This is a genomic window from Enterobacter sp. 198 (assembly GCF_009025585.1).
Taxonomy (GTDB): domain Bacteria; phylum Pseudomonadota; class Gammaproteobacteria; order Enterobacterales; family Enterobacteriaceae; genus Enterobacter; species Enterobacter ludwigii.
The window spans coordinates 1-20,356 of record NZ_WCIM01000028.1; the positions used below are offsets into that span (position 1 = coordinate 1).

General features: G+C 50.6%; 17 protein-coding genes and 1 pseudogene. 14 read left to right on the forward strand and 4 right to left on the reverse strand.

All coding sequences use genetic code 11. From position 1 onward, the window contains the following. Window positions 1-558, forward strand: a pseudogene (locus F8561_RS17170) (IS1-like element IS1X4 family transposase); the annotation flags it as partial. 10 nt (window positions 559-568) lie between these two features. On the opposite strand, the gene silS reads toward F8561_RS17170, so the two are convergent. Together silS and silR are read right to left on the reverse strand one after the other, a co-directional pair. After that, the gene (silS, locus tag F8561_RS17175; RefSeq protein WP_033147116.1) at window positions 569-2,041 is read right to left on the reverse strand and encodes a copper/silver sensor histidine kinase SilS; all 1,473 of its coding nucleotides are present in this window, start codon (window positions 2,039-2,041) and stop codon (window positions 569-571) included. Further along, window positions 2,034-2,714 carry a copper/silver response regulator transcription factor SilR gene (silR, locus tag F8561_RS17180; protein WP_001572351.1) on the reverse strand — a complete coding sequence of 227 codons (681 nt, stop codon included), beginning with the start codon at window positions 2,712-2,714 and terminating at the stop codon, window positions 2,034-2,036. The genes silS and silR overlap by 8 nt, the downstream gene beginning before the upstream one ends. Before the next feature lie 189 nt (window positions 2,715-2,903). On the opposite strand from silR, the gene silC reads away from it, so the two are divergent. The 7 genes from silC (at window position 2,904) to F8561_RS17215 (ending at window position 12,573) form a co-directional block, all read left to right on the forward strand. Next, window positions 2,904-4,289 (forward strand): Cu(+)/Ag(+) efflux RND transporter outer membrane channel SilC, encoded by a 1,386-nt coding sequence (gene silC, locus F8561_RS17185; protein WP_001507116.1) that lies wholly within the window; start codon window positions 2,904-2,906, stop codon window positions 4,287-4,289. Between the two features lie 28 nt (window positions 4,290-4,317). Then, on the forward strand, window positions 4,318-4,671 hold the full coding sequence (cusF, locus tag F8561_RS17190; RefSeq protein WP_001246153.1) for a cation efflux system protein CusF: 354 nt from the start codon (window positions 4,318-4,320) through the stop codon (window positions 4,669-4,671). Between the two features lie 113 nt (window positions 4,672-4,784). Beyond that, window positions 4,785-6,077 carry a Cu(+)/Ag(+) efflux RND transporter periplasmic adaptor subunit SilB gene (gene silB / locus F8561_RS17195; RefSeq protein WP_001485328.1) on the forward strand — a complete coding sequence of 431 codons (1,293 nt, stop codon included), beginning with the start codon at window positions 4,785-4,787 and terminating at the stop codon, window positions 6,075-6,077. Window positions 6,078-6,087: 10 nt separating this feature from the next. After that, window positions 6,088-9,234, forward strand: a complete 3,147-nt coding sequence (gene silA, locus F8561_RS17200; protein WP_000574021.1) for a Cu(+)/Ag(+) efflux RND transporter permease subunit SilA — start codon at window positions 6,088-6,090, stop codon at window positions 9,232-9,234. 86 nt (window positions 9,235-9,320) lie between these two features. After that, window positions 9,321-9,761 (forward strand): DUF411 domain-containing protein, encoded by a 441-nt coding sequence (locus F8561_RS17205; RefSeq protein WP_008322815.1) that lies wholly within the window; start codon window positions 9,321-9,323, stop codon window positions 9,759-9,761. Window positions 9,762-9,887: 126 nt separating this feature from the next. Next, window positions 9,888-12,335, forward strand: a complete 2,448-nt coding sequence (gene silP, locus F8561_RS17210; protein ID WP_023327683.1) for an Ag(+)-translocating P-type ATPase SilP — start codon at window positions 9,888-9,890, stop codon at window positions 12,333-12,335. A gap of 40 nt (window positions 12,336-12,375) precedes the next feature. Next, window positions 12,376-12,573 (forward strand): DUF2933 domain-containing protein, encoded by a 198-nt coding sequence (locus F8561_RS17215; protein WP_004388331.1) that lies wholly within the window; start codon window positions 12,376-12,378, stop codon window positions 12,571-12,573. 33 nt (window positions 12,574-12,606) lie between these two features. On the opposite strand, the gene F8561_RS17220 is transcribed toward F8561_RS17215, so the two are convergent. Together F8561_RS17220 and F8561_RS17225 are read right to left on the reverse strand one after the other, a co-directional pair. Then, entirely contained in the window at window positions 12,607-13,344 is a 738-nt protein-coding gene (locus F8561_RS17220) for a peptidoglycan DD-metalloendopeptidase family protein (protein ID WP_004388332.1), read from the reverse strand. 288 nt (window positions 13,345-13,632) lie between these two features. After that, a complete protein-coding gene (locus F8561_RS17225) occupies window positions 13,633-14,082 on the reverse strand; it encodes a copper resistance protein (protein ID WP_151887722.1) in 450 nt (149 codons plus the stop codon). A gap of 234 nt (window positions 14,083-14,316) precedes the next feature. Between F8561_RS17225 and pcoA the strand changes: the two genes are divergently transcribed. The 6 genes from pcoA to pcoS all read left to right on the forward strand — a co-directional run. Beyond that, window positions 14,317-16,134 carry a multicopper oxidase PcoA gene (gene pcoA / locus F8561_RS17230; RefSeq protein ID WP_000925242.1) on the forward strand — a complete coding sequence of 606 codons (1,818 nt, stop codon included), beginning with the start codon at window positions 14,317-14,319 and terminating at the stop codon, window positions 16,132-16,134. 5 nt (window positions 16,135-16,139) lie between these two features. Further along, window positions 16,140-17,030: a copper resistance outer membrane transporter PcoB gene (gene pcoB, locus F8561_RS17235; RefSeq protein ID WP_072252507.1), complete on the forward strand. Its 891-nt coding sequence runs from the start codon at window positions 16,140-16,142 to the stop codon at window positions 17,028-17,030. Between the two features lie 39 nt (window positions 17,031-17,069). After that, window positions 17,070-17,450, forward strand: a complete 381-nt coding sequence (gene pcoC / locus F8561_RS17240; protein ID WP_000025662.1) for a copper resistance system metallochaperone PcoC — start codon at window positions 17,070-17,072, stop codon at window positions 17,448-17,450. 55 nt (window positions 17,451-17,505) lie between these two features. After that, complete coding sequence (gene pcoD, locus F8561_RS17245) at window positions 17,506-18,384, forward strand: copper resistance inner membrane protein PcoD (RefSeq protein WP_080821469.1); 879 nt, start codon at window positions 17,506-17,508, stop codon at window positions 18,382-18,384. A 54-nt stretch (window positions 18,385-18,438) separates the two neighbouring features. Continuing rightward, on the forward strand, window positions 18,439-19,119 hold the full coding sequence (gene pcoR / locus F8561_RS17250) for a copper response regulator transcription factor PcoR (RefSeq protein WP_001188930.1): 681 nt from the start codon (window positions 18,439-18,441) through the stop codon (window positions 19,117-19,119). Further along, window positions 19,116-20,356 (forward strand): copper resistance membrane spanning protein PcoS (pcoS, locus tag F8561_RS17255; protein ID WP_139157226.1); only part of this gene is annotated, 1,241 nt, incomplete at its 3' end. The genes pcoR and pcoS, both read left to right, overlap by 4 nt.

Consider the following 20,356-nt stretch of genomic DNA (forward strand, 5'->3'; position numbering starts at 1 on the left):
CTCTCAGCCCGGTACACACCAGAAAATTATTGATATGGCCATGAATGGCGTCGGATGTCGCGCCAGTGCACGCATTATGGGCGTTGGCCTCAACACGATTTTACGACACTTAAAAAACTCAGGCCGCAGTCGGTAAACTCACGCATACAACCGGGCAGTGACGTCATTGTTTGCGCGGAAATGGACGAACAGTGGGGTTACGTCGGCGCTAAATCACGCCAGCGCTGGTTGTTTTACGCGTATGACAGGATACGGAGGACGGTTGTGGCGCACGTATTCGGTGAACGCACGTTGGCCACGCTGGAGCGTCTTCTGAGCCTGCTGTCGGCCTTTGAGGTCGTGGTATGGATGACGGATGGCTGGCCGCTGTATGAATCACGCCTGAAGGGAGAACTGCACGTTATCAGCAAGCGATATACGCAGCGCATTGAGCGGCATAACCTGAATCTGAGGCAGCATCTGGCAAGGCTGGGCAGGAAGTCACTGTCGTTCTCAAAATCGGTGGAGCTGCATGACAAAGTCATCGGGCATTATCTGAACATAAAACACTATCAGTAAGTTGGAGTCATTACCGGGTTTCCGGGATCATTTTCTCCAGTCTGGGCACGGATAAGATAAAACGCGTGGAGCGTACGTCTGATTCCACCTGCACTCTTCCGTGATGTGCTTCCACGATTGACTTCACAATCGCAAGGCCGATGCCGCTGCCTTCTCCTTTTCGTTGTCTGGATGGATCCACCCGATAAAAACGGTCAAACAGCCTTGATAAATGTTCTTCAGGGATCGGTTTCCCCGGATTTTCAATCACAAGGTCAAAAAAGCTCTCCTGCTCTCTTATTGAGACGGTGATTGCCTGTCCCTCCGGGGTATAACGCAGGGCATTGGATAACAGATTATTGATCGCCCTTCTGAACATTTGTGGATCTCCCTCAACCAGGCAGGGCATCCCGTCAAATTTGAGCGTGATATTGCGTTCTTCGGCCCAGGCTTCGAAAAACTCGAAGACTTTCATGACTTCCGCTCTGAGGTCAAACATGACCCTGTCAGGTATCAGCTGATTATTGTCTGCCTGCGCCAGGAACAGCATGTCGCTGACCATTTTGGTCATCCGGTTATACTCTTCCAGGCTGGAGTAGAGGACATCCTCAAGTTCCTTCTGGGTTCGATCCTGACTCAGCGCGATTTCAGTCTGTGTCACCAGATTGGTGATGGGCGTTCTGATCTCGTGCGCGATATCGGCAGAGAAATTGGCCTGGCGGGTAAAGACATCCTCAATCTTTCCAATCATATGATTGAACGAGATAACCAGTTGCTCCAGCTCAATGGGAACCCGTGTCGGTTCCAGCCGCGCATCAAGATTCTCGGAGGTGATGCTTTTAATGGCATTGCTGACATTACGAAGGGGCAGATGCCCCTGACGGACAGCGATGCGAATGATCAGAACAATCAGCAGGCTTATCACAACAGCGATTGCAATCAGATTTTTTTTCAGCGCATCAAGGTAATGGAGATGGAAATTAATGGAGAGGCCAGTCAGCATGACATAGTTCTGCTGTTTGCCCTGAAATATCGCCTGGCCAGAGGAGGCGATAATCCGGTATGTTTCCATCTTCATTCCGGACCCGGTATCCATCGGTCCCGCAGGATCCTCCACCGTCCAGAGAAAGACATCCCGTGCGCGGCTGTGCTCGCTAAAATCTGCTGAATTCACTGCCGGGCGTAGTGCCGCCCCCTGAGCTGAGCTCAAGAGCACTTCACCCCTGGGATTGAGGAGCAAAAGGGCAACGTTGCGGTAGCTGGCAATTGATTCCTTTATTTTGCTTACTTTTTTTTCATCCGGATCTGCCGGGGACTGGAGTATACGGCTCAGTGTGGTGCTGATTTGTTGCAGATCGCTGACATCCTGCTCGGCAAAATGCTTTTCAACAGAATGCAGCATAAACCAGGTGAAGGCGATAAACGCCAGTATTGTGGACAGGCTGATAAAAAAGGTCAGCCGCAGAGCGAGTGAGAAAGGTCGTCTGGACGGTTTGCTATGCATCCGGGATCTCCAGCATGTAGCCCACGCCCCGCACAGTCTGGATCAGTTTTGTCCCGTAATCGTTGTCTATTTTAGCGCGGAGTCGCTTTACTGCGACATCAATCGCGTTAGTGTCGCTGTCAAAATTCATGTCCCAGACCTGAGAGGCAATCAGGGAGCGGGGAAGAACTTCTCCCTGATGGCGAATGAAGAATTCCAGCAAGCTGAACTCTTTACTGGTGAGCACAATGCGGTTCCCGGCGCGGCTGACTTTTCTGGATACGAGATCAACCGAGAGGTCAGCCACTTTAAGCTGGCTTTCCGTGATCATCGTGTTTCCCCGCCTGAGGAGGGTTCTTACCCGGGCGAGCAGTTCAGCAAACGCAAAGGGCTTCACCAGATAATCGTCCGCACCCAGCTCAAGTCCTTTGACCCTGTGTTCAATCGTGCCAAGGGCCGTCAGCAGTAATACCGGCATCCCCTTTCCGGCACTGCGCAGCATACGGATGATATCCCAGCCGTTTACATCAGGCAGCATGATATCCAGGATGACTAAATCATACTCGGCTGTCATGGCAAGATGATATCCGGTCAGACCATTATCAGCGTGATCCACGACGAACCCCGCCTCTGTCAGCCCCTTGCTGAGATATTCACCTGTTTTAATTTCGTCTTCAACGATTAATATTTTCATCATGCTCCCCGGCTGGCTGCTAATGTCATTTTATTGCGCCCACGATCGTTATCAACGGATTACAGCAAAAATGACAACATTGTCATTATCCTGTCACCCGGCAAACAGAGAGCGTTCGGTAAAGTATCCCTATCAATACTCTGGACTTCGTTTGAACCATTTACCAGGTCTGCCTGTACGAGAAGCGTTATGTTCAAATTAAAATTACTCAGCATCAGTACCATATTCATCCTGGCTGGTTGTGTTTCTCTGGCACCTGAATATCAGCGTCCGCCAGCTCCGGTTCCCCAGCAGTTTTCATTGTCTAAAAACAGTCTGACGCCTGCGGTAAACAGCTATCAGGATACGGGCTGGCGAAACTTTTTTGTCGATCCCCAGGTCAGCAGGCTGATCGGTGAAGCCCTGAATAATAACCGTGATTTGAGAATGGCTGCCCTGAAGGTTGAAGAGGCCCGGGCCCAGTTCAACGTCACGGATGCAGATCGTTATCCCCAACTGAATGCCTCATCCGGGATCACATACAACGGTGGTCTGAAAGGTGACAAGCCGACCACACAGGAGTACGACGCGGGTCTGGAGCTCAGCTATGAGCTCGATTTTTTTGGCAAACTTAAGAACATGAGTGAGGCTGATCGCCAGAACTACTTTGCCAGCGAAGAAGCCCGTCGTGCCGTACACATCCTGCTGGTCTCCAACGTTTCACAGAGCTATTTCAGCCAGCAACTGGCGTACGAACAACTCCGTATTGCGCGGGAAACGCTGAAAAATTATGAACAGTCTTATGCATTCGTTGAGCAACAACTGGTGACCGGGAGTACGAACGTTCTGGCGCTTGAACAAGCCAGGGGGCAAATCGAAAGTACCCGCGCCGAAATAGCCAAACGAGAAGGCGATCTGGCTCAGGCAAACAATGCCCTGCAACTGGTGCTGGGAACGTACCGCGCAGTTCCGTCAGAAAAAGGGATTAAAGGTGGGGAGATCGCACCAGTAAAATTGCCACCAAATCTGTCGTCACAAATATTGCTGCAGCGTCCGGATATTATGGAAGCGGAATACCAGTTGAAAGCGGCTGATGCCAATATTGGCGCAGCGCGAGCGGCTTTTTTCCCGTCCATTACCCTGACCAGTGGTCTCTCCTCAAGCAGTACGGAGCTGTCCAGCCTCTTTACGTCAGGAAGTGGAATGTGGAATTTTATTCCTAAAATTGAAATTCCTATATTTAATGCTGGCAGGAACAAAGCCAATCTGAAGCTGGCTGAAATTCGCCAGCAACAGTCCGTGGTTAATTACGAACAAAAAATTCAGTCAGCCTTTAAGGATGTTTCCGACACGCTTGCGCTGCGCGACAGCCTTAGCCAGCAACTTGAGTCACAGCAGCGTTATCTTGATTCACTTCAGATAACTCTCCAGCGTGCCAGAGGATTATATGCAAGTGGTGCTGTCAGTTACATCGAAGTGCTGGATGCAGAACGTTCCCTCTTCGCTACGCAGCAAACCATTCTCGATCTTACCTATTCCCGACAGGTTAACGAAATTAATCTGTTTACCGCGCTGGGTGGCGGTTGGGTAGAGTAAATTTATTTAATTAATCAGGAAATTAAAAATGCGTAATTCACTTAAAGCCGTTTTATTTGGTGCCTTCTCTGTCATGTTTTCTGCCGGTCTTCATGCTGAAACACATCAGCATGGCGATATGAATGCTGCCAGTGATGCTTCGGTACAGCAGGTTATCAAGGGCACCGGTGTCGTTAAAGACATTGATATGAATAGTAAAAAGATTACCATTTCGCACGAAGCAATCCCTGCTGTGGGCTGGCCTGCAATGACCATGCGCTTCACTTTTGTTAATGCAGACGACGCTATCAATGCCCTGAAAACCGGCAACCATGTCGATTTCTCGTTTATTCAGCAGGGCAATATCTCCTTACTCAAAAGCATTAACGTTACGCAATCCTGATTATCAGTCCGGAGCGAATACATCCAGTGCGCCTGAACATTCATTAAGGGATTACTGTGAATGAATGATCGGGCGCATATGCCAGGTGTTTTGATTTTTCAGCGAGAAATTGTATGGCTTCTTTAAAGATAAAATATGCTGCAATAATTATCAGCAGCCTCATAGCAGGGGGGCTGATATCGGTTACTGCCTGGCAGTATGTAAACTCATCACAAAAAACAGTACAAACCGAACAAAAGGCACCGGAGCGAAAGGTACTTTTCTGGTATGACCCGATGAAACCGGATACCAAATTTGATAAACCCGGAAAATCTCCCTTTATGGATATGGACCTGGTGCCGAAATATGCTGATGAAAGTGGCGATAAAAGCAGTGGCGGGATCCGTATCGATCCAACCCAGGTTCAGAATCTGGGATTAAAAACGCAAAAAGTTACGCGAGGAATGCTGAATTATTCCCAGACAATCCCGGCTAATGTCAGTTACAACGAGTATCAGTTTGTCATTGTGCAGGCGCGTTCTGACGGTTTCGTCGAAAAAGTGTATCCCCTGACGATTGGCGATCATGTGAAGAAAGGCACTCCGCTTATCGATATCACCATTCCTGAATGGGTTGAGGCACAAAGTGAGTTCCTGCTGTTATCCGGTACAGGCGGTACGTCAACCCAGATAAAAGGGGTTCTGGAGCGACTTCGTCTGGCTGGTATGCCGGAAGAGGATATTCAAAGGCTGCGTTCAACCCGCACAATCCAGACCCGTTTTACCATTAAAGCACCTATTGATGGTGTCATTACTGCGTTTGACCTGCGCACCGGAATGAATATTTCGAAAGATAAAGTAGTGGCTCAGATTCAGGGGATGGACCCGGTCTGGATCAGCGCTGCAGTGCCAGAATCTATCGCCTATCTGCTGAAAGATACGTCGCAGTTTGAAATTTCGGTACCGGCTTATCCGGATAAAACATTCCATGTCGAAAAATGGAACATTCTTCCCAGCGTGGATCAGACAACCCGTACGCTTCAGGTCCGTCTCCAGGTTTCTAATAAGGATGAGTTTCTCAAGCCGGGCATGAATGCCTATCTGAAACTGAATACCAAGAGCCAGGAGATGCTGCTGATACCAAGCCAGGCCGTTATCGATACCGGCAAAGAACAGCGCGTGATTACTGTTGATGATGAAGGCAAGTTTGTGCCGAAACAGATCCACGTTCTGCATGAATCACAGCAACAGTCCGGCATTGGCTCCGGCCTGAATGAAGGCGATACCGTGGTGGTCAGTGGCCTGTTCCTCATTGACTCCGAAGCCAATATTACGGGCGCGCTGGAACGTATGCGCCACCCTGAAAAAACAGAAAACAGTATGCCAGCAATGTCTGAGCAGCCTGTAAATATGCATTCAGGGCACTGAGGAGACGACGATGATTGAATGGATTATCCGGCGCTCTGTCGCCAACCGTTTCCTGGTCATGATGGGCGCACTGTTTCTCAGCATCTGGGGCACATGGACGATAATTAACACGCCGGTCGATGCGCTGCCTGACCTGTCAGATGTGCAGGTCATTATTAAAACCAGCTATCCCGGACAGGCCCCGCAGATTGTAGAAAACCAGGTCACCTATCCGCTTACCACCACCATGCTGTCCGTACCTGGCGCAAAAACCGTGCGTGGCTTTTCACAGTTCGGTGATTCGTATGTGTATGTCATTTTTGAAGACGGCACCGATCTGTACTGGGCCCGTTCGCGCGTGCTGGAATACCTGAATCAGGTTCAGGGCAAACTGCCTGCGGGTGTGAGCTCTGAAATCGGCCCGGACGCCACGGGAGTGGGCTGGATATTTGAATATGCCCTTGTCGATCGCAACGGAAAACACGACCTTTCAGAACTGCGCTCTCTGCAGGACTGGTTCCTGAAATTTGAGCTGAAAACCATCCCGAACGTGGCTGAGGTCGCTTCGGTTGGCGGCGTGGTGAAACAGTACCAGATTCAGGTCAATCCGGTAAAACTGTCCCAGTACGGTATCAGCCTGCCCGAAGTGAAACAGGCACTTGAATCGTCTAACCAGGAGGCCGGTGGCTCATCCGTTGAAATGGCCGAAGCGGAGTATATGGTCCGTGCCAGCGGTTATCTTCAGAGCATTGATGATTTTAATAACATCGTCCTGAAAACAGGTGAGAACGGCGTGCCGGTTTATCTGCGGGATGTTGCCCGCGTGCAGACCGGGCCCGAAATGAGGCGTGGTATTGCCGAGCTGAACGGCCAGGGAGAAGTCGCTGGCGGCGTGGTGATCCTGCGGTCGGGTAAAAATGCGCGCGACGTTATCACGGCAGTGAGGGATAAACTGGAGACGCTGAAGGCCAGCCTGCCGGAAGGCGTTGAAATCGTGACCACCTACGATCGCAGCCAGTTAATCGACCGGGCGATTGATAACCTCAGTTCCAAACTTCTGGAAGAGTTTATCGTGGTGGCCATCGTCTGTGCTCTGTTCCTGTGGCACGTACGTTCTGCCCTGGTGGCGATTATCTCTCTGCCGCTTGGCCTGTGTATCGCCTTTATCGTCATGCACTTCCAGGGACTGAACGCCAATATCATGTCGCTGGGAGGGATAGCGATTGCCGTCGGTGCGATGGTGGATGCCGCCATTGTGATGATTGAAAATGCGCACAAACGGCTTGAGGAGTGGGATCATCAGCATCCGGGTGAGCAGATTGACAACGCCACCCGCTGGAAGGTGATTACCGACGCCTCCGTGGAAGTGGGACCCGCGTTGTTCATTAGCCTGCTGATCATCACCCTGTCCTTTATTCCTATCTTTACCCTGGAAGGGCAGGAAGGTCGTCTGTTTGGCCCGCTGGCATTCACGAAAACGTACTCCATGGCGGGAGCGGCCGCACTGGCCATCATCGTCATTCCTATTCTGATGGGATTCTGGATCCGGGGGAAAATTCCTGCCGAGACCAGTAACCCCCTGAACCGGGTGCTGATCAAAGCGTATCATCCTTTGCTGCTGCGGGTCCTCCACTGGCCAAAAACAACCCTGCTGGTTGCGGCCTTGTCCATTTTCACGGTTATCTGGCCACTGAGTCAGGTGGGCGGTGAATTTCTGCCGAAGATTAACGAGGGCGATCTGCTGTATATGCCGTCGACCTTGCCTGGCGTCTCTCCGGCAGAAGCTGCAGCGCTCCTGCAGACAACAGACAAGTTAATCAAAAGCGTTCCTGAAGTGGCTTCTGTATTTGGCAAGACCGGTAAAGCAGAGACCGCAACGGATTCCGCGCCGCTCGAAATGGTGGAAACCACGATCCAGCTCAAACCTGAGGATCAGTGGCGTCCCGGCATGACAATTGACAAGATTATTGATGAACTCGACAGGACAGTCCGTTTACCGGGTCTGGCAAACCTCTGGGTGCCGCCTATCCGTAACCGTATTGATATGCTCTCAACCGGGATCAAAAGCCCGATAGGTATCAAAGTGTCCGGGACTGTTCTGTCCGATATCGACGCGACGGCGCAGAGTATCGAGGCGGTAGCCAAAACCGTGCCTGGCGTGGTGTCTGTCCTGGCTGAGCGACTTGAGGGCGGGCGCTACATCGATATCGATATCAACCGGGAGAAAGCCTCCCGCTACGGGATGACGGTAGGTGATGTCCAGCTGTTCGTCTCTTCAGCAATCGGAGGTGCTATGGTGGGTGAGACGGTTGAAGGGGTGGCCCGGTACCCTATTAACATTCGCTACCCGCAGGATTACCGGAACAGTCCGCAGGCGCTGAAACAGATGCCGATCCTGACCCCGATGAAGCAGCAGATCACGCTGGGCGATGTCGCGGATATTAACGTCGTTTCTGGACCAACCATGCTGAAAACCGAAAATGCCCGGCCAGCCAGCTGGATTTATGTTGATGCCCGCGGCAGGGACATGGTGTCGGTGGTTAACGACATTAAGACGGCCATCAGCGAGAAAGTGAAACTGAGACCGGGAACCAGTGTGGCATTCTCCGGACAGTTTGAACTGCTTGAGCATGCCAACAAGAAACTGAAGCTGATGGTGCCGATGACGGTGATGATCATTTTCATCCTGTTGTATCTGGCATTCCGCCGGGTTGACGAAGCCCTGCTGATCCTGATGAGCCTGCCGTTCGCCCTGGTTGGCGGAATATGGTTCCTGTACTGGCAGGGCTTCCATATGTCAGTGGCGACCGGAACCGGGTTTATCGCCCTGGCCGGGGTGGCAGCAGAGTTTGGCGTGGTCATGCTGATGTATCTGCGTCATGCCATTGAAGCGCACCCGGAATTGTCCCGTAAAGAGACGTTCACACCGGAAGGTCTTGATGAAGCCCTCTATCATGGTGCCGTACTGCGTGTCCGGCCGAAAGCCATGACCGTGGCGGTGATCATTGCGGGTCTGCTGCCAATACTCTGGGGAACCGGCGCAGGTTCAGAAGTCATGAGCCGTATTGCGGCACCCATGATTGGTGGGATGATCACGGCTCCGCTGCTGTCCCTGTTCATTATTCCTGCCGCCTACAAATTAATCTGGCTGCGCAGACATAAAAAAAGCGTGTCCTGAACCTGAAAGGGCACCCCCTGTGGGTGTCCTTCTTTACTGATTCACCCTGACGTCAGGGTTTATATCGATAATATACAGAGGTGAGTATGAAAAAAGTGGTTCTAATGGCGCTGGCTCTCGGCCTTTCACTACCCGCGATGGCGAGTGAAAAAGTGATTGATATGTACAAATCTGAAAACTGTGGCTGTTGTTCCCTGTGGGGCAAAGCGATGGAAAAAGACGGGTTCGAAGTACGAACTCACGTCATGAATGATCAGGCGCTGTCAGCCCTGAAAGAAAAGCATGCTGTTCCTGCAGGACTACGAAGTTGTCATACCGCGGTTGCCGGTAATTTGATCATTGAAGGCCATGTGCCTGCGACAACGATACATAAGGCAATGCAGTCTGGTTCGGGTATATACGGTCTCGCCACCCCCGGTATGCCAGCAGGAAGTCCTGGAATGGAGATGGGAGCCCGAAAAGAGGCTTACGATGTTATCGCATTCTCACCGGATGGAAGTAAAAAAGTCTTCCAGCGAATCGAATAGTCAGCGGAACGGCTGATAACGGGACGCCGGTAGCAGGCACTCCTGTGCCGGCGATATTCGTGGTAATCGCATCCATGACATACCCTGAAGACAGAAGATGCTTCGGTATGCATAAGGAGAGTTACTGTGAAAAATGACAATGCAGTGCAACACAACAACCAGACTGCTTCTGAGCAGACATTATCCCCGGACGAGGGCCACGTATTGCATAAGGTGAGAGATCCCGTGTGCGGGATGGTCATCCTGCCTGACAAGGCGCACAGCAGCATTCGATACCAGGACCATCAGCTTTATTTCTGCTCCGCCAGCTGTGAGAGCAAATTTAAAGCCCATCCCGATCATTATTTTACCGAAGATGCCAGTGAACATTCCCATCACCATCACCACGATCATCACGAAGTCAGCCCTGATCAGATAAAACAGCCTCACAACCAGGCGGAAAAAGAGAATTCTGAAGGTGTGTGGACATGTCCGATGCACCCGGAGATACGCCGCAGTGGTCCCGGAAGCTGTCCTGTCTGTGGAATGGCACTGGAGCCGCTCGTAGCTACGGCATCCACGGGGCCGAGTGATGAACTTCACGACATGACAAGACGCTTCTGGCTGGGGTTGTTGCTGGCGTTTCCGGTTCTGGTACTCGAAATGGGATCTCATCTGTTTCCCGACTTGAGGAATACAGTACCGCCACAGTACAACACATGGCTGCAGTTGCTTCTGGCCTCCCCTGTCGTGTTGTGGTGTGGCTGGCCATTCTTCGCCCGGGCCGGAATGTCGTTACGTAACCGCTCCCTGAATATGTTTACCCTTGTTGCAATGGGGACCGGCGTAGCCTGGGTTTACAGCGTCATTGCAACCGTCTTCCCCTCCTGGTTTCCTGCATCGTTCAGAAACATGGATGGCCTGGTGGCCGTTTATTTTGAAGCCGCAGCAGTTATTACGGTGCTTGTTCTGCTGGGACAGGTTCTTGAGCTGCGGGCACGGGAACAAACCTCAGGCGCCATTACTGCGCTTCTGAACCTTGCCCCCAAAACCGCCAGACGGCTGGATCATGACGGTCATGAAACGGATATTAATGCGGAAGATGTCCTGCCTGGCGATAAGCTCCGCATCAGACCTGGAGAGAGTATTCCGGTCGACGGTATCGTGATCGAAGGCAAAACAACCGTGGATGAATCGATGGTGACCGGGGAGTCTATGCCGGTTACCAAAACGAAGGGTGACCCTGTCATTGGGGGGACGATTAATCAGACAGGTAGTCTTATCATCCGTGCAGAGAAAGTCGGTGATGAAACGATGCTCTCACGAATTGTTCAGATGGTCGCTGATGCACAGCGTTCGCGTGCCCCCATCCAGAGAATGGCAGACAGCGTTTCAGGCTGGTTTGTTCCTCTGGTGATACTTATCGCGGTTGTTGCTTTCTTGATCTGGTCTGTCTGGGGGCCCGAGCCCAGGATGGCGCACGGTCTCATTGCGGCTGTGTCGGTCCTGATTATTGCCTGTCCCTGCGCGCTGGGACTGGCCACGCCGATGTCGATAATGGTGGGGGTGGGCAAAGGCGCCCAGGCCGGGGTGTTAATCAAGAATGCCGAAGCCCTTGAGCGTCTTGAAAAAGTGGACACGCTGGTTGTCGACAAAACAGGCACGCTCACGGAAGGTTCGCCTACGGTGACAGGGATTATCAGTCTCAGTCCGGGTGGGGAAATATCTCTTTTGCGTGTAACAGCTGCAGTGGAAAAAGGTTCGCAGCATCCGTTGGGTATGGCTGTTGTCAGAGCCGCGCATGAAAAGGGGATCGTGATACCTGCCGTCAGTAATTTCAATGCCCCGTCGGGGAAAGGTGTCTCAGGCGATGTCGAAGGTCAACGGGTTGTTATTGGTAATGAACTGGCTATGCAGGAAAACAGTATCGTTATTGATAATCAAAAGGCCGTTGCGGATACGTTGCGGATGGAAGGCGCTACCGTTATCTATGTGGCCACAGACGGGAACCTTGCAGGCCTGATAGCTATCTCGGATCCCGTGAAAGCAACCACGCCGGATGCGCTTAAAGCTTTGCGTCAGGCGGGGATCCGCATTGTTATGCTCACCGGGGATAACCAGCTTACTGCTGAAGCAGTCGCACGGAAACTGGGAATAGATGAGGTTGAAGCCGGGATTCTGCCGGATGGCAAAAAAGCAGTGATAACCCGACTGAAAGAGTCTGGCCATGTGGTTGCGATGGCCGGAGACGGTGTGAATGATGCCCCGGCGCTGGCAGCGGCTGACGTGGGTATAGCCATGGGAACGGGTACAGATGTGGCAATAGAAAGTGCTGGCGTTACCCTTCTCAAAGGCGATTTGATGATACTCAACAGGGCCCGTCATCTGTCAGAGATCACCATGAAAAATATCCGGCAGAATCTGTTTTTTGCGTTTATCTACAATGCTCTTGGGGTGCCTGTAGCTGCAGGTCTGCTTTATCCTGTGTATGGAATACTGCTGTCGCCAGTTATTGCGGCGGCGGCCATGGCCCTTTCCTCCGTTAGCGTCATTGCAAATGCGTTGCGTCTGAAAAGTGTCAGGCTCGGGAAATAACACTGAGTGAAGGGGCTGTTACGAACAGAAGGAGTCCGGTATGAAAAGTACAACCTATGCGCTTATTGCTGTCGCCGCGATTGCGGCATTTGCTCTCCTGCGCGAACACTGGTCACATGTGGCAGGCTACTGGCCATATCTGTTACTGCTGCTTTGTCCGCTCATGCATCTTTTCCACGGTCACGGGGGGCATGGAGATCATCAACATCACGGAAGTGAAAACGATAAAAAAAATTAATCCGGCAGACGGGACCGCGTCGCGGTCCCGTTATCAGTCCAGGTATCGTTCGTAGTCTCTGGCATGCGCAAAGGCATGCTGTTCGAGTTTGTTATCAGCGGGTGCCGCCGTCCGGAACGCCAGTGAGTTAACAGGATTGTTATTGATGACCAGCTCGTAATGCAGATGAGGACCGGATGAACGTCCGCTGTTACCGGATAACGCAATAGCGTCTCCCCGGGTAACCCTGGCCCCTTTAGTAACGAGTATTTTATTGAGGTGGAGATAGCGAGTTTTAACACCGGCTTTTCCCGTTACTTCAACAAAATATCCCATGGTACTGTTGTATTCGGCCCGGGTGATTTTTCCGTCGATGACGCTGACTATTTTCGTGTTCATGGGCATGGAATAATCAATGCCATTATGGGGACTCACTTTTCCCGATACCGGGTTAAGTCTTGCAGGATTGAAAGGCGAACTGAGTCTTGCTGTGGCCGGTAACGGATAATCGAGACTGCCTTTCCCGGAAGTATCGGAAAGGTTATAGAACTTTTTATCTGATATACGATACGCCGTGTAATTAAATGAACCGGACGTAAATTTATAGGCCACGACACGTGATTTTCCCGCTTTCTTTTGCAGTACGAGTTTTAATGATTCATTTTTTTTCAAATGCCGCAGATTAAACCGGGAAGGCAAGGAGCGCTGAAGAGTAGCGATCTCGTTCGATTCCAGCCCCGAGCGGGTGGCTGAAAGGTAGGCATTTTCTTTTACGACATCGGTAGAATACATTTACTGGAATTCGCCGTTAGCATGAACACTGCGGCGTATGCTAGGGGTTTTCAGGAGGCGTGTCATCTGTCAGTTAATCGGGAGCACCGTTGATGGTCGTCATTTTTGTAACATATCTTGTTTCCCGTTTGCTCCGGAAGCTCTGGGAACTGTATGACCAGCCCGACGGTGATGATTAACGGGACTGAAACAGGTTACGGCAGAGCAATATGGGGCTCATGTCCTGCTACGTAACCCGTCAGTAAAGCCCTGCTGCGCACCTGACGCTAAGCACTAACCCGCCTGCAGTTACCTGGTCGAATACAGCCCGCGAAGCTTTCTTGCCTGCGTCTGATGTGCTTCCGCACCGGCATTATTGACCTGCTCATGCACGAGAGCGGCTTTTTCTCCGGCATTCAGTTCGTTAAAAGAAGAAGACGAGGTCTTTGAATTTGCATCACTGCCGGACAGCATTTTTTTATGTTTCTCAATCATTTTCTGATGCGCATAGGACGCGCTGTTGTTCATAAATGAATGAGCAACAATGGCCCTTTCATGTTCATTCATTTCAGAGAATGAGGGCGTGTTGTTTTTATTAACCCTGTCCGGTAAGTTTTCATGCGTCGAGGAATTCACATGACTGACGGCTGAGGCATTATTAACAAATCGATGTGCTTCATGGGCAATATCACTGGACTGAGCAAAAGCTGCCCCACAAAATAAAGCTGTAAACGCAGTGGTCGTGATTAATATATTCATGTGTAATTACCTTCTGAGGTACATAAAAGATGTCCTTATGATCATATATAAAAATAATCAACCTGTGGGGAAGATGACGTAAATGTAATACAGCTATGTACATTACACGATTGTAATGAATTTGTTTCTTAAGGTGTGCTAGATTCATTTCATTGTAAGTGGATGAACCAGTAATTTAATTTAAATCGGTTCTCGAATTCTGTCAGTAACCATACTTTAAATAAGGGAATGCGCATGCTGTTGAAAACGTCTCGACGAACTTTCCTGAAGGGGTTAACCCTCTCTGGCGTAGCCGGAAGTCTTGGCGTATGGAGTTTCAATGCGCGTTCCAGTCTGAGCCTGCCAGTTGCCGCATCCCTGCAGGGTACTCAGTTTGACCTGACCATTGGTGAAACGGCCGTCAATATCACGGGCAGTGAGCGTCAGGCCAAAACAATCAATGGAGGCCTGCCGGGGCCCGTTCTTCGCTGGAAAGAAGGTGACACCATTACCCTGAAGGTCAAAAACCGTCTTAATGAACAGACGTCCATTCACTGGCACGGCATTATTCTTCCGGCCAATATGGATGGTGTTCCGGGGCTGAGTTTTATGGGCATAGAGCCTGATGATACCTACGTTTACACCTTTAAGGTTAAGCAGAACGGGACTTACTGGTACCACAGCCATTCCGGTCTGCAGGAACAGGAGGGGGTATACGGTGCCATTATCATCGATGCCAGGGAGCCAGAACCGTTTGCTTACGATCGTGAGCATGTGGTCATGTTGTCTGACTGGACCGATGAAAATCCTCACAGCCTGCTGAAAAAATTAAAAAAACAGTCGGATTACTACAATTTCAATAAACCAACCGTTGGCTCTTTTTTCCGCGACGTGAATACCAGGGGGCTGTCAGCCACCATTGCCGATCGGAAAATGTGGGCTGAAATGAAAATGAATCCGACTGACCTCGCGGATGTCAGTGGCTACACCTACACCTATCTCATGAACGGGCAGGCCCCGCTGAAAAACTGGACCGGACTGTTCCGTCCCGGTGAAAAGATACGCTTACGGTTTATCAACGGCTCGGCAATGACCTATTTCGATATCCGTATCCCCGGGCTGAAAATGACGGTCGTGGCTGCAGATGGCCAGTATGTAAACCCGGTTACCGTTGACGAATTCAGGATTGCCGTTGCCGAAACCTATGATGTCATTGTGGAGCCTCAGGGTGAGGCCTATACCATCTTCGCACAATCCATGGACAGGACCGGTTACGCTCGAGGGACACTGGCCACGAGAGAGGGGTTAAGTGCTGCCGTTCCCCCCCTCGATCCCCGTCCTCTGTTGACCATGGAAGATATGGGTATGGGGGGAATGGGACATGATATGGCAGGAATGGACCACAGCCAGATGGGAGGCATGGATAACAGCGGAGAGATGATGTCTATGGACGGTGCTGACCTTCCGGATAGCGGGACATCCTCCGCGCCCATGGATCACAGCAGCATGGCCGGTATGGATCATTCCCGGATGGCCGGAATGCCGGGTATGCAAAGTCATCCTGCGTCAGAAACGGATAACCCACTGGTTGATATGCAGGCGATGAGCGTCTCTCCGAAATTAAATGATCCGGGTATTGGTCTTCGAAATAACGGAAGAAAGGTTCTCACGTACGCGGATTTGAAAAGCCGCTTTGAGGATCCTGACGGACGTGAACCTGGCCGTACCATAGAACTGCATTTAACCGGCCACATGGAAAAGTTTGCCTGGTCATTTAACGGAATCAAGTTTTCAGATGCCGCACCGGTGCTGCTGAAATACGGTGAGCGGCTCAGGATCACGCTGATCAACGATACCATGATGACTCACCCCATTCACCTGCATGGTATGTGGAGCGATCTGGAAGATGAAAACGGTAATTTCATGGTTCGTAAACACACAATAGATGTTCCCCCTGGTACAAAACGCAGTTACAGAGTGACAGCAGATGCGCTTGGCCGCTGGGCGTATCACTGCCATTTGCTCTATCACATGGAAATGGGAATGTTTCGTGAAGTCCGGGTGGAGGAATGATGCGAATGAAGAGAAATTTGAAGGCCATACCTGTTCTGGTCGCCTGTTTGTTTACCTCACAGCTTTCTATTGCGGCGGGCTCCGTCTCTGCAGATCCCCACGCCGGGCACGACATGTCTGCCATGCAGATGCCAGCAGATGAGAATTTCACTGAGATGACGTCAATGGAGCCCATTGTAACTGAGAGCAGAACGCCAATTCCGCCTGTTACCGATGCCGACCGGAAGGCTGCATTCGGCAATTTACAGGGGCATGCGATTCACGACAGTGCGATTAATTATCTGGTTCTGCTGGATCAACTGGAATGGCAACGGTCGGATAACACCAACAATTTCAGCTGGAGTGTTAACAGCTGGATTGGAGGCGACACAGATCGGATTTGGCTAAAGAGTGAAGGTGAACGAAGCAATGGGGAAACGGAGGCGGCTGAAGCGCAGTTACTCTGGGGACATGCGGTTGGCCCATGGTGGGATTTGGTTGCGGGTGTCAGGCAGGATTTCAGACCTGCTTCTGCCCGGACCTGGGCTGCTGTCGGTTTTCAGGGGCTGGCACTCTATAATTTTGAGTCTGAAATTACGGGTTTTGTCAGTAATGGCGGAAAAGCAGCCCTTCGTCTGGGAGGAGAATACGACGTTTTACTGACTAACCGGCTCATACTCCAGCCATCCTATGAGGTGAATTTCTACAGTCAGGATGATGAATCGCGGGGTCGCGGCAGGGGACTGACTGACACAGAGCTGGGGCTCCGGCTGCGCTATGAAATACGCCGTGAGTTTGCACCCTATATAGGCGTTTCCTGGAATCAACTTTACGGGAAAACATCCGATATGGCGAAAAGAGAAGGTGAGAAAGACCATCAGGTAGTATTCCTGGCGGGAGCCAGAATCTGGTTTTAACGCACTGATATAAAACACTCAACTAAACAGGTAAATAAAATGTCGATTTTAAATAAAGCCATTCTTACAGGTGGCCTCGTTATGGGCGTTGCTTTCTCTGCTATGGCCCATCCGGAATTAAAAAGCTCTGTGCCACAGGCTGATTCAGCCGTAGCGGCCCCGGAAAAGATTCAGCTTAATTTCTCGGAAAATCTGACCGTGAAATTCTCAGGTGCAAAATTAACGATGACGGGTATGAAAGGCATGTCATCACATTCTCCGATGCCGGTCGCGGCAAAAGTGGCGCCAGGCGCTGACCCTAAATCGATGGTCATTATTCCGCGAGAGCCTTTACCCGCTGGCACTTATCGTGTTGACTGGCGCGCGGTTTCTTCAGATACGCACCCTATTACCGGTAATTACACCTTTACAGTGAAGTAATATTATGAACGACCTGATTATGATTGTTATTCGTTTTCTTCTTTATCTGGATTTGATGGTAATATTTGGATTGCCATTTTTTCAGATATATGGAATAAGCGGTGTCAGACATGAAACCTATAACCTGACTAATTTCAGGTCGTTTATAACCTTTGCTGTTGTTACAGGCATCATTCTTACTGGCATTAATATGCTCCTGGTATCTAATGCCATGAGTGGAGTAACTGACCTCAGAGAATTATCCATCCATGTTATCGAGATGGTGATAGAAGAAACTGATGTGGGTATTAGCTGGATTGTCAGGCTCTGTGCCCTGTTTACCACACTCGGTGCTTTGTTCCTTTACACTAATAAGAGAGTATTGTCCTGCCTGCTGATGACGATGAGTGGGGGCGTGGCGCTGGCTACACTTGCCTGGGGAGGACACGCCGTTATGCATGACGGTCTGCATTACTATCTCCATTTACTGAGCGATCTGACCCATCTCGGCGCTGCAGGTGCCTGGACAGGTGCTCTGGTTGCATTTGCTATCCTGCTGATGCGCAGAAACGAGCATAATGCACAGAGCGTCATTGTGATATCTGACTCCCTGGCAAAATTTGCCACGGCAGGAACGGTGATTGTTGTAGCCCTGATCCTGAGTGCGCTGGTCAACTATCTGTATATTGCTGAGGGTAACTTAACTCCCTTATTCAACAGTTCCTGGGGGAGGATATTGCTTGCCAAGACGGCTCTGTTTGTTCTGATGCTTCTTCTGGCTGCAGCAAACCGGTTTCACCTGGGTCCCCGGCTTGAAGTTATGGTCAGGGAAGGGAATTATGATCGCAGCGTTGCCCTGATGCGAAACAGCATCCTGACAGAATTCGTTGTTGCGATTATCATTCTGGGCGCCGTAGCGTGGCTTGGAATGCTTGCTCCGTCTCAGATCAGCTAGGGGACAGCCAAAGCTCATGCGTGAGATTTTTACTTTCATATCAGCGAGTTGACCATGCAGCGTATTTTAATCGTTGAAGACGAACAAAAAACAGGTCGTTACCTGCAGCAGGGACTGGTTGAGGAAGGCTATCAGGCCGATCTCTTTAATAATGGCCGCGATGGTCTCGGGGCCGCGTCGAAGGGACAGTATGATTTGATAATACTGGACGTGATGCTGCCTTTCCTCGACGGGTGGCAAATCATCAGCGCACTGAGGGAGTCCGGGCACGAAGAACCGGTCCTGTTTTTAACCGCAAAGGACAACGTGCGGGACAAAGTGAAAGGACTGGAGCTTGGCGCAGATGACTACCTGATTAAGCCCTTTGATTTTACGGAGCTGGTTGCACGTGTAAGAACCCTACTGCGCCGGGCACGCTCGCAGGCCGCAACAGTCTGCACCATCGCCGATATGACCGTTGATATGGTGCGCCGGACCGTGATCCGTTCGGGGAAGAAGATCCATCTCACCGGTAAAGAATACGTTCTGCTTGAGTTGCTGCTGCAACGCACCGGAGAAGTGTTACCCAGGAGTCTTATCTCGTCCCTGGTCTGGAACATGAATTTTGACAGTGATACGAATGTGATTGATGTCGCCGTGAGACGTCTGAGAAGTAAAATTGATGATGACTTTGAGCCAAAACTGATCCATACCGTTCGCGGTGCCGGATATGTCCTGGAGATCAGAGAAGAGTGAGGTTCAAAATTTCCCTGACCACACGCCTGAGCCTGATTTTTTCTGCGGTGATGCTTACGGTATGGTGGTTATCAAGTTTTATCCTGATTAGCACCCTGAATGGCTATTTCGATAATCAGGACCGCGATTTTCTGACAGGTAAACTTCAGCTCACCGAAGAGTTTCTTAAAACAGAGACGTTCAGGAACAAAACGGATATTAAGTCATTATCAGAAAAAATAAACGATGCGATGGTGGGGCACAATGGCTTATTCATTTCTATAAAAAACATGGAAAATGAAAAAATTGTTGAACTCTATGCCAAAAATTCTGTTGTTCCAGCGGTCCTGCTTAATAAGTCGGGTGATATTCTCGACTATATGATCCAGACGGAAGAAAATAACACCGTGTACCGCAGTATCTCGCGGCGGGTTGCCGTGACGCCGGAACAGGGTAAAAGCAAACATGTCATCATTACGGTTGCCACGGATACTGGGTATCACACCCTGTTTATGGACAAACTCAGTACCTGGCTGTTCTGGTTCAATATCGGTCTGGTCTTTATTTCTGTTTTTCTGGGCTGGCTGACCACACGTATTGGTCTGAAACCGCTACGGGAAATGACCAGTCTGGCTTCCTCCATGACCGTACACAGCCTGGATCAGCGTCTAAATCCCGATCTGGCTCCGCCGGAAATCTCTGAGACCATGCAGGAGTTCAATAATATGTTTGATCGCCTGGAGGGGGCATTCCGGAAACTGTCAGATTTCTCGTCTGACATCGCGCATGAGCTGCGCACACCAGTCAGTAATCTGATGATGCAGACGCAGTTTGCACTGGCTAAGGAAAGGGATGTTTCGCATTACCGCGAAATTTTATTCGCTAACCTGGAAGAACTGAAAAGGTTGTCACGAATGACCAGTGACATGCTTTTTCTGGCACGTTCAGAGCATGGTCTGCTGCGGCTGGATAAACATGATGTGGATCTGGCAGCCGAACTGAATGAATTACGTGAGTTGTTCGAGCCCCTGGCAGACGAAACAGGAAAGACAATCACGGTTGAAGGAGAGGGCGTTGTTGCCGGAGACAGCGATATGCTCCGACGTGCTTTCAGTAACCTGCTTTCCAATGCAATCAAGTATTCTCCCGATAACACCTGTACAGCGATACACCTTGAGCGTGACAGTGACTGTGTGAACGTGATGATTACGAATACGATGTCCGGCCAGGTTCCCGCTAATCTGGAACGTTTGTTTGA